This window comes from Arthrobacter sp. UYEF3 (assembly GCF_040546245.1).
In the GTDB taxonomy this organism is placed as follows: domain Bacteria; phylum Actinomycetota; class Actinomycetes; order Actinomycetales; family Micrococcaceae; genus Arthrobacter.
On sequence record NZ_JBEPNK010000046.1, the window covers coordinates 1 to 8396 of the forward strand.

Below are 8396 nucleotides of genomic sequence, written 5' to 3' on the forward strand. Positions count from 1 at the left end.
CGACTCGCTCCCTTCGGTGGCCCCGGGGGGGGGCCCGCCGCCCCCAAGCCCCCCCCGCGCCCCCGGCGCGGTATAAAACCCCCGCCCGCCCGCGCGCCCCCCCCCGGGGGGGGGGGCCCCCCCCCGCCGTCGTCGTAGCAGCGATGCGAAGGGCGCTACTTCTTGCCCTGGTTTGCGACTGCCTTGATGGACTCGGCCGCGGCCTCGGGGTCGAGGTAGGTACCGCCCGGGTTCAGCGGCTTGAATTCCTCGTCCAGTTCGTAGACGAGCGGGATACCGGTGGGGATGTTCAGGCCGGCGATGTCCGCGTCGCTGATGCCGTCGAGGTGCTTGACCAGCGCCCGCAGCGAGTTGCCGTGCGCAGTGACCAGCACGGTCTTGCCGGACTTAAGGTCTTCCTTGATGTCGGACTCCCAGTAGGGCAGCAGCCGGACCAGGACGTCCTTGAGGCACTCGGTGCGCGGCATTGCGTCGCCGAGGTCTCGGTAGCGGGGATCCCCCGCCTGGGAGAACTCGGAGTTGTCCGCGAGGGGCGGCGGCGGGGTGTCGTAGGACCGGCGCCAGGTCATGAACTGCTCCTCACCGTATTCGGCCAGGGTCTGGGCCTTGTCCTTGCCCTGGAGCGCGCCATAGTGGCGTTCGTTGAGGCGCCAGTCGCGCTTGACGTCGATCCAGCCCCGGTCCGCCTTCTCCAGGGTGAGGTTCGCGGTGTTGATGGCCCGCTTCAGCCGCGACGTGTAGACGATGTCCGGAAGGGCGTCGTTCTCCACCAGCAACTCGCCGCCGCGCACTGCCTCGGCACGGCCCTGCTCATTCAGGTCGACGTCCACCCAGCCGGTGAACAGGTTCTTGGCGTTCCATTCGCTGTGGCCGTGGCGCAGCAGAATCAGCTTGTAAGTCATGTTTTTTATCCTAGCCGAGCACCCGCGAACCTTGCCCTGCGTTACAGGGCGGGGTCCACACCGTTGAGAGTCCGGGCCGAAGGATAGGGTTGGCGTGTGGTGCAGAAGGCGAAGCGGGTGCTGTCCCCCCGGACCCAGGGCGGGGCGCAGGGCGTCTCCGCCAGTACGTCGCGCGCAGACCGCCCGGTGGGCAATGTGACCCGCGGAACCACCAACCCCAACCGGATGCGGCGGGTGGATCGGTGGCTCACCGGCCCCCAGGCCTGGCGGCTGCGGATCGCCGAAGATCCGCTGGTGGTGGACCTCGGCTACGGCGCGTCCCCGGCCACCGCCGTCGAACTTTTCGACCGGCTCTCAGGCATCCGGGCCGACGTGCACGTGGTGGGGATCGAGATCGAACCGGAGCGGGTCCGGCAGGCCAAGCCGCTGGAGCATCCAGGACTGAGTTTCCAGCTGGGCGGCTTCGAGCTTCCGGTACAGGGCCGGCCGTTGCTGGTGCGGGCCTTCAACGTGCTGCGTCAGTACGAGGAAGCGGACGTCCCCGCCATCTGGCGGCTGGTGCGGGGCCGGCTGGCTCCCGGCGGGCTATTCATCGACGGTACCTGCGACGAGATCGGACGCCGGGTCACGTGGGTGGCGCTCGACGCCGGGGGGCCGCTCAGCCTGAGCCTTTCCATGCGCTTCGGCGGCTTCGAGCTGCCGTCCGAGATCGCCGAACGGCTGCCCAAGGCGCTCATCCACCGGAACGTCCCCGGGGAGAAGATTCATACCTACCTGCAGGCCCTGGACCAGGCCTGGCTGGAGGCGGCGCCGCTGGCCTCGTTCGGGAACCGGCAGCGTTGGACGGCCATGTGCCAGGCGCTGCGCGACGGTGGCTGGCCCGTGCAGGACGGTCCGGCGCGCTGGCGCCTGGGTGAGCTGACCGTCGCCTGGCAAGCCGTCGCGCCGGGCAGCTAGGTCACCAGGGGCCGTAGGGGCCCATGTTGCGGCTGCCGCCGCGGCCGGCGTCCTTGACTGCGGGGCGGACGTCGGCGAGATAGACGGATGCCGCAGTGACGGCTGCGAGGCCGAAGAGCCCCAGCGCGTTGACCGGGCTGCCGCCACGGTAGGTTAGGACGGCGAGGGCCCCGACGGCGAGGGCCCCACCGGTCAGCGCCAGCCAGAAGGTCTTCGTCCGCTTGGAAACAGCCTCGAAGGCGTTGGCCTTGTGGCGCAAACAATCGGAGAACGCCCAGATCTCCAGGCCAAGGGAAATGAGCAAGATGACCACGCTGATGCCGAAGTCGGCGAACACAACCAGATTTCTTCCGTCCATGCCCCCAGCCTAGCCGTCCAGCGTTTCCAACGCCTGCTGCAAATCGGCCCACAGGTCCTCCACGTTTTCAATCCCGACGCTGAGGCGGACCAAGTTCTCCGGCACACTGGCCGGCTCTGCCGTGTGCCTACGGCGCCGCTCGATCAGCGATTCCACCCCGCCCAGGGAGGTGGCCGGCAGCCACAGCTGCAGGGCTTGGATCATCCGGTCGGCGGCGTCCGCACCGTTTAGGCCGCCTGACGGCGCCATTTCGATGCACAGCACGGACCCGAAGCCCTTCATCTGCGCCTTGGCCCGCTCGTGTCCCGGGTCCGAGTCGAGTCCCGGGTACCGGATGCTGCCGACCCGCGGGTGCCGGCTGAGCCGTTCCGCGAGCACCGCTGCGGAGGCCTGCGAACGCTCAATCCGCAGGGCAAGGGTGCGCAGCCCGCGCAACGCGAGCCATGCCTCGAACGGGCCGGCGATGCCGCCGTGGATGGTGCGGTGGTGCAGCAAGCTGGCGTGCAGCTCGGCGTCGGACGTCACCAGGGCGCCCAGCACGACGTCGGAGTGGCCGGACAGGTACTTCGTCACAGAGTGGAGGACGACGTCGGAGCCCAGGCTGAGGGGTTGCTGAACGAGCGGGGTGGAGAAGGTGTTGTCGGTGACCACCAGGGCTCCGGCCGAGTGTGCCGCCGTGGTGAGCGCCCGGATGTCCGCGACGCCAAGCATCGGGTTGGTGGGGCTCTCCAGCCACAGCATGCTGGCGGGCCTTCCGTCGGCGGGGGCCAGTTGCGCCAGCACGGCGTCGGTGTCCGTGATGTCCACGGTGCGCAATTCCAGCGCGCCCTTCTGCGCCAGTTCCGTCGCCATTACCAGCGAGCCGGCGTAGCTGTGCGACGGCATCACCAGGACCCCCTGGGCCGGCAACAGGGACAGCGCAGAACTGACGGCGGCGAGGCCCGAGGCGTACAGCAGGCCGGGCAGCGCGGCGCCTTCGAGTTGCGCCAAGGCCTGCTCGAACGGGTCCCAGGTGGGGTTGGCATACCGGCCGTAGCCGCGGTCGCCGGGACCCAGCGGGCCGGTGCCGAAATAGGTCGAGGACAGCACGATCGGCGGGTTGACCGGGGCGTCGCGGTCACGCGACGGACGGCCCGCGGCCACCACCACGGTTTCGGCGGAGAGCGAGGCTGCCTGTTCTTCGGAAAGACTCATGGTGACAGGGTACTTCGGCAGCCCGGCCGGGCCCGTGCGGCGTTACGGGCAGACCCCATTGTGTCCGTGATTGTCGGTAGGCTAGAGCAGTGACTACCCAGACTCCCGGACCGTTCCGCGGCCTGTTCATTGCCTTTGAGGGCGGCGACGGTGCCGGCAAGTCCACCCAGGCGGCGGAACTCGCCGGGGCACTCGAGTCGCGCGGGCTAACGGTGTTGCGGACCAGGGAACCGGGCGGCACGCCGATCGGCGAGAAACTGCGGTCCCTGGTGCTGGACCATGGCCACGGCCACATCGACGCCCACACCGAGGCCCTGATCTTTGCGGCATCCCGCGCCGCCCACGCCACCCAGGTCCTCCGTCCCGCACTGGAGCGGGGAGAGGTGGTCCTCACCGACCGTTACGTCGATTCTTCGGTGGCCTATCAGGGTGCCGGCCGGCACCTCGGCACGGAAGCTGTGGCCGGGATCAATGACTGGGCCACCTCCGGCCTGCAGCCGGACCTCACGGTGCTGCTCGACGTCGACCCCGCCGACGGCCGGCGACGGCGGACCACGGGGAACGCCGCGGAGGACCGGCTCGAATCCGAGGCCGACGAATTCCATGCCAGGATCCGCGCCGCTTTCCTGGCGCTGGCCGCGGCCCGGCCGCAGAAGTACCTGGTCCTCGCGGCGGACCTGCCCGTGCAGGAGCTGGCCGTCCAGATCCTGGAGCGGGTCGCGGCACTGCTCGCGCTCCGCCAGGGCAGCTCGGCATGAGTGTCTGGGACGATCTTCAGGGCCAGGCCGCCGTCGTTGCCCAACTGCGCGAGGCCGCGGAGGGCGACGGGCTCACGCATGCGTGGCTGTTCACCGGCCCGCCGGGTTCCGGCCGGTCCAACGCCGCGAAGGCCTTCGCCGCAGCGTTGAACTGCGACCAGGACGACGTGGCCAGGCGGGGCTGCGGCGAATGCGCGGCCTGCCAGACCATCGTGGGCGAGACGCACTCCGACGTCACGTTCGTGCGGACTGAAAAGGTCACGATCACCATCGATGAGGCGCGCGAGTTGGTCTCGACCGCGGGCAACCGGCCGTCCTCCGCCCGGTGGAGGATCATCGTCGTCGAGGACGCGGACCGCATGGCGGAGCGCACAACCAACGTGCTGCTCAAGGCCATCGAGGAACCCACCCCGCGCACCATCTGGATGTTGTGCGCCCCGTCCCCGGCGGACGTACTGGTCACCATCCGCTCGCGCTGCCGTCCGGTGGCGCTGCGGCTCCCGCCGGCCGCCGACGTCGCGGCGCTGCTGGTCAAGCGCGACGGCGTCGCCCCGGACGTCGCCGAACGCGCCGCCCGGGCCGCGCAAAGCCACGTCGGGATCGCCCGCCGGCTGGCCCGGGACCCGGAGGCCCGGGAGCGCCGGCTGGAGACTGTGCGGTTCCCGCTGCAGCTGCGCGGCGTCACCGCGGCCGTGATGATGGCGGACAAGCTGGTCAAGATCGCCACCGAGGAGGCCAACAGCTCCAATGACGAGCGCGACGCCGCGGAGAAGGCCTCACTACTGGCCACCCTCGGTGCCCCCGAAAGCGGTCCGCTCCCGCCTGCCATGCGCGGCCAGGTCAAACAGCTCGAGGACGACCAGAAGCGGCGCGCCAAGCGCTCCGTGACCGACTCCCTTGACCGCACGCTGACCGACCTGTTGTCCTTTTACCGGGATGTGCTGATCATTCAGATGGGGAACGCCGTTGAACTGGTCAACATAGAGCTCAGGAACGAACTCCAGGAATTTGCCGGACGTTCCGCCGCCGAGGTGACCCTTGCCCGCATGGACGCGATTAATAAGGCCCGCACCCGGATCACCAGCTCCAACGTCGCCCCGCTGCTGGCGATAGAGTCCATGGCCACCAGCCTGGTCTGACTCGACAGCAAACGCTCGACCCGCCTCGACCCGCAGAATTTCAGCTCGCAAGGAGATCCTCATGACGCCAGCACCGCCACGGCCCGCAGGCCGCCGACCCGTGGGGCGCCGACCCGTGGGGCGCAGGGTGCGGGCGGCCGCCGCCCCGGCGCTGGGCCTGGCGGTGGCCCTGGCACTGTCTTCTTGCACAGTTTTCGGTTCCGGTGACGGGGGCTCGAAGGGCGCGGCCGCCCAGCCGGACCCGTCGATCGCCGCCGCGGCGCCCGCCGAGCTGCGGAGCTTCTACTCCCAGCAGCTCAGCTGGTCGCCCTGCGAAGGGGACTTCCAGTGCGCCAAGGTTAAAGTTCCGCTGGACTACAGCAAGCCCGACGGCGGCACGATCGAACTCGCTGCCCTCAAGCTGGCCGCGAAGGGCGGCAACAAGAAGGGCAGCCTGTTGGTCAACCCCGGCGGCCCCGGGGGCTCCGGCTACGACTTTGTCAGGGACGCAGGCGCCTCGAACATTTCGCAGAAGGTGCGCACGAACTACGACGTCGTCGGCTTCGATCCGCGGGGAGTGAAGCGCTCGGCGCCCGTTACGTGCCTCACCGACCAGGAACGCGACGCGTCCCGCGCCAAGATCTATAACCTGGACACCGACGCCGGACTGGCCGAAGCCTTTGCGGACAACAAGGCGATTGCGGCCAAGTGCGCCGAGAAAACCGGTCCCGTTCTGGCCCACGTGGACACCGTCAGCGCAGCGAAGGATCTGGACGTCCTCCGCGGCGTCCTGAACGACACGAAGCTCAACTACCTCGGCTACTCCTACGGAACGTTCCTGGGTTCCACCTATGCCTCGCTGTTTCCGGACAATGTGGGCCGGATGGTGCTGGACGGGGCCCTCGACCCCTCGCTGAGCAACCAGGAACTGACCAGCGGCCAGGCGAAGGCCTTCGAGAAGGCGATCCGGGCCTATGTAACCAAATGCCTCCAGGGCAGCGGCTGCCCGTTCACCGGGACCCCGGACGACGCCGTCAAACAGATCCAGGACATCATCGCGGCGGTGGAGGCAACGCCGGAGACCGCCAAAGACGGCCGGCTGGTCAACGCTTCCATGTTCGTTAGCGGCTTTATCCTGCCGTTCTACAACGATACGAACTGGCCCGTGCTCAGCCAGGCCCTGGCCAGCGCGATGAAGGGCGATGTGTCGCCCATGCTCCGACTGTCCGACTTCGGCGCGGACCGGGAGCCGAACGGGACGTACTCGGCGAACTCCACGTTCGCTTTCACCGCCATCAACTGCCTCGACTACCCGATGTCCGCGGACCCGGCCGCTATGCGCGCCGAGGAGCAGCAACTTCGGCAGGACTCCCCCACGCTGGGCTATTACTTCGCCTACGGAGGAACGAGCTGCCGGGACTGGCCCTACAAAAACATCCGCACGCCCGCACCGGTCGAGTACAAGGGTTCGGCAAACATCGTCGTCGTGGGCACCACCGGGGACCCCGCGACGCCGGTAGAGTGGGCCAGCGCCCTGCGCAAGCAGCTGGGCACCGCCTCACTGCTGACCTGGAAGGGCGAGGGCCACACCGCCTACGGACGTTCCAACAGCTGCATTGAGAACGCCGTGGACGGATACCTCGTGGACGGCAAGACGCCGGCGGACAACACCATCTGTTAATCCCTGCGGGCTCCCGCTCGGCTCATTTTGACCCGGGCGCGGGGACTCCATTACAGTTATCTCTTGCATGATCCGCCCGGTTCGCCGAGTTTTCACGCGGTTGCTTCCTTAGCTCAGTTGGTAGAGCGTCTCACTCGTAATGAGAAGGTCGCCAGTTCGATTCTGGCAGGAAGCTCGGTAAGAACCCGTGGTTTCGCTGCTTCAGCGGGCCGCGGGGTTTTGTGTTGGTTGAGGCGAGCTGTCCGGGAGGCAAGGGCACACCTATGGCACACCCTGGCGTTCTCACACTTTGCCGTGGCACACTTCGACGTTGGCGCTCGTCCCGGTCACGGACGGATTCTAGGACTCCGGGCATTAGCGCGCCGCAGCACCTGTCCGTGTAGGCATTCTCGTTTGTTCAAAGCGGGCTGCCTCAGGCTGACCGCAGGCCGCGTTGCGGCGGGCATCCGCGGCCAGGGTGACTGCGATAATTCGCCGACTCGATCCCTGCTCGTTTCTCGCCTGCGCCACCCCGAGGTGCGCCACGGCTCGGAATACAGCTCCCGCAGGCTCCATGCTTTCCTCCCCCTAGTAGCGTCGACGGGGCAATCCGCAGCTCTCTGCAGATCGGCTCGACCAAGTATTCGTCCTTATGATCGTCGATGTAAGTGATCATCGTCGATCAGGGGCGGTCGAGCTCCGCCGCGAAGAAAGCGGATGCTGATTTCAAGATCGCATTGGACCGGCGCAACTCAACAACTTCACGTTCAAGCCCGGCCAGGCGAGTCGCGTCATCGGTGGTGGTGCCAGGGCGCATGCCCTGATCGGTCTCCACGATACGCACCCAGCCACGGATGGTGTCTGCCGGGATGCCCAGCTGCGCACCTATCCGGGTGCAGGCACCCTTCCGGTCTTTGGGATCCTCCTGCGCGTCCATAACGAGGCGGACCGTCCTCTGGCGAAGCTCGTCGGGATACTTTTTTGGGGCTGGCATGGTGCTCATCCTTTCAAGGACTCAACACCCTCCACTACACCCGGGGCGATTCAGTTTGAGCCGCAACGCTCCGGCGCCTGGACTTAAACCGGCTAGCGCTCACAGGTCGGCCCTCGCGGGCTTTTCCGTTTCTCCTTACGAAACGCCGTGCTCGGCAGATAGTCCTTAGGGACCCTTGAGCCCGTCATCTGGACAGAATCGAATCCGCAAACTTGATTTGTGGCCTGAAATTGTCAGTGGCCGCCCGTGAGTCTCACCTTGTCCGGTTTCCGGGACCTCATGTCATCAACAGGAGAATCAATGAAAATTCGCAGCATCGCAGCGCCGCTGCTCCTGCCCTCGTCACGTTCGGTATTTACGCCCTAGTCCGAAAATGAGGTGACCTGCCCGTGGTAGGTGCGTGGGTGGATATCCGGAGGCGACATGGAGCCTCCGGTGGTTTTGAAAATAGAAGT

The 8396-nt window shown here is 67.4% G+C and carries 8 protein-coding genes, 1 tRNA gene and 1 other annotated feature; of the genes, 5 read left to right on the forward strand and 4 right to left on the reverse strand.

All coding sequences use genetic code 11. The annotated features are described in order from the left end of the window. Positions 1 to 155 precede the first annotated feature (155 nt). On the reverse strand, positions 156 to 902 hold the full coding sequence (locus ABIB14_RS18330) for a phosphoglyceromutase (RefSeq protein WP_354237334.1): 747 nt from the start codon (positions 900 to 902) through the stop codon (positions 156 to 158). 96 nt (positions 903 to 998) lie between these two features. Between ABIB14_RS18330 and ABIB14_RS18335 the strand changes: the two genes are divergently transcribed. Further along, the gene (locus ABIB14_RS18335; protein WP_502909699.1) at positions 999 to 1859 is read left to right on the forward strand and encodes a class I SAM-dependent methyltransferase; all 861 of its coding nucleotides are present in this window, start codon (positions 999 to 1001) and stop codon (positions 1857 to 1859) included. Position 1860: 1 nt separating this feature from the next. On the opposite strand, the gene ABIB14_RS18340 is transcribed toward ABIB14_RS18335, so the two are convergent. Then, positions 1861 to 2217: a DUF2516 family protein gene (locus ABIB14_RS18340; RefSeq protein WP_354237335.1), complete on the reverse strand. Its 357-nt coding sequence runs from the start codon at positions 2215 to 2217 to the stop codon at positions 1861 to 1863. 9 nt (positions 2218 to 2226) lie between these two features. Next, entirely contained in the window at positions 2227 to 3411 is a 1185-nt protein-coding gene (locus ABIB14_RS18345; protein WP_354237336.1) for a trans-sulfuration enzyme family protein, read from the reverse strand. Between the two features lie 89 nt (positions 3412 to 3500). On the opposite strand from ABIB14_RS18345, the gene tmk reads away from it, so the two are divergent. The 4 genes from tmk to ABIB14_RS18365 all read left to right on the forward strand — a co-directional run bounded on the left by tmk (position 3501) and on the right by ABIB14_RS18365 (position 7143). Further along, positions 3501 to 4169 carry a dTMP kinase gene (gene tmk, locus ABIB14_RS18350; protein WP_354237337.1) on the forward strand — a complete coding sequence of 223 codons (669 nt, stop codon included), beginning with the start codon at positions 3501 to 3503 and terminating at the stop codon, positions 4167 to 4169. Next, positions 4166 to 5308 carry a DNA polymerase III subunit delta' gene (locus ABIB14_RS18355; protein ID WP_354237338.1) on the forward strand — a complete coding sequence of 381 codons (1143 nt, stop codon included), beginning with the start codon at positions 4166 to 4168 and terminating at the stop codon, positions 5306 to 5308. The genes tmk and ABIB14_RS18355 overlap by 4 nt, the downstream gene beginning before the upstream one ends. A 61-nt stretch (positions 5309 to 5369) precedes the next feature. Then, the gene (locus ABIB14_RS18360; protein WP_354237339.1) at positions 5370 to 6968 is read left to right on the forward strand and encodes an alpha/beta hydrolase; all 1599 of its coding nucleotides are present in this window, start codon (positions 5370 to 5372) and stop codon (positions 6966 to 6968) included. Positions 6969 to 7070: 102 nt separating this feature from the next. Then, a tRNA-Thr gene (locus ABIB14_RS18365) sits at positions 7071 to 7143 on the forward strand. Between the two features lie 405 nt (positions 7144 to 7548). Continuing rightward, positions 7549 to 7663 (reverse strand) — a sequence feature (AL1L pseudoknot). On the opposite strand, the gene ABIB14_RS18805 is transcribed toward ABIB14_RS18365, so the two are convergent. Beyond that, on the reverse strand, positions 7630 to 7941 hold the full coding sequence (locus ABIB14_RS18805) for a transposase (RefSeq protein ID WP_502909700.1): 312 nt from the start codon (positions 7939 to 7941) through the stop codon (positions 7630 to 7632). Its footprint overlaps the feature before it by 34 nt. Positions 7942 to 8396: the final 455 nt, after the last annotated feature.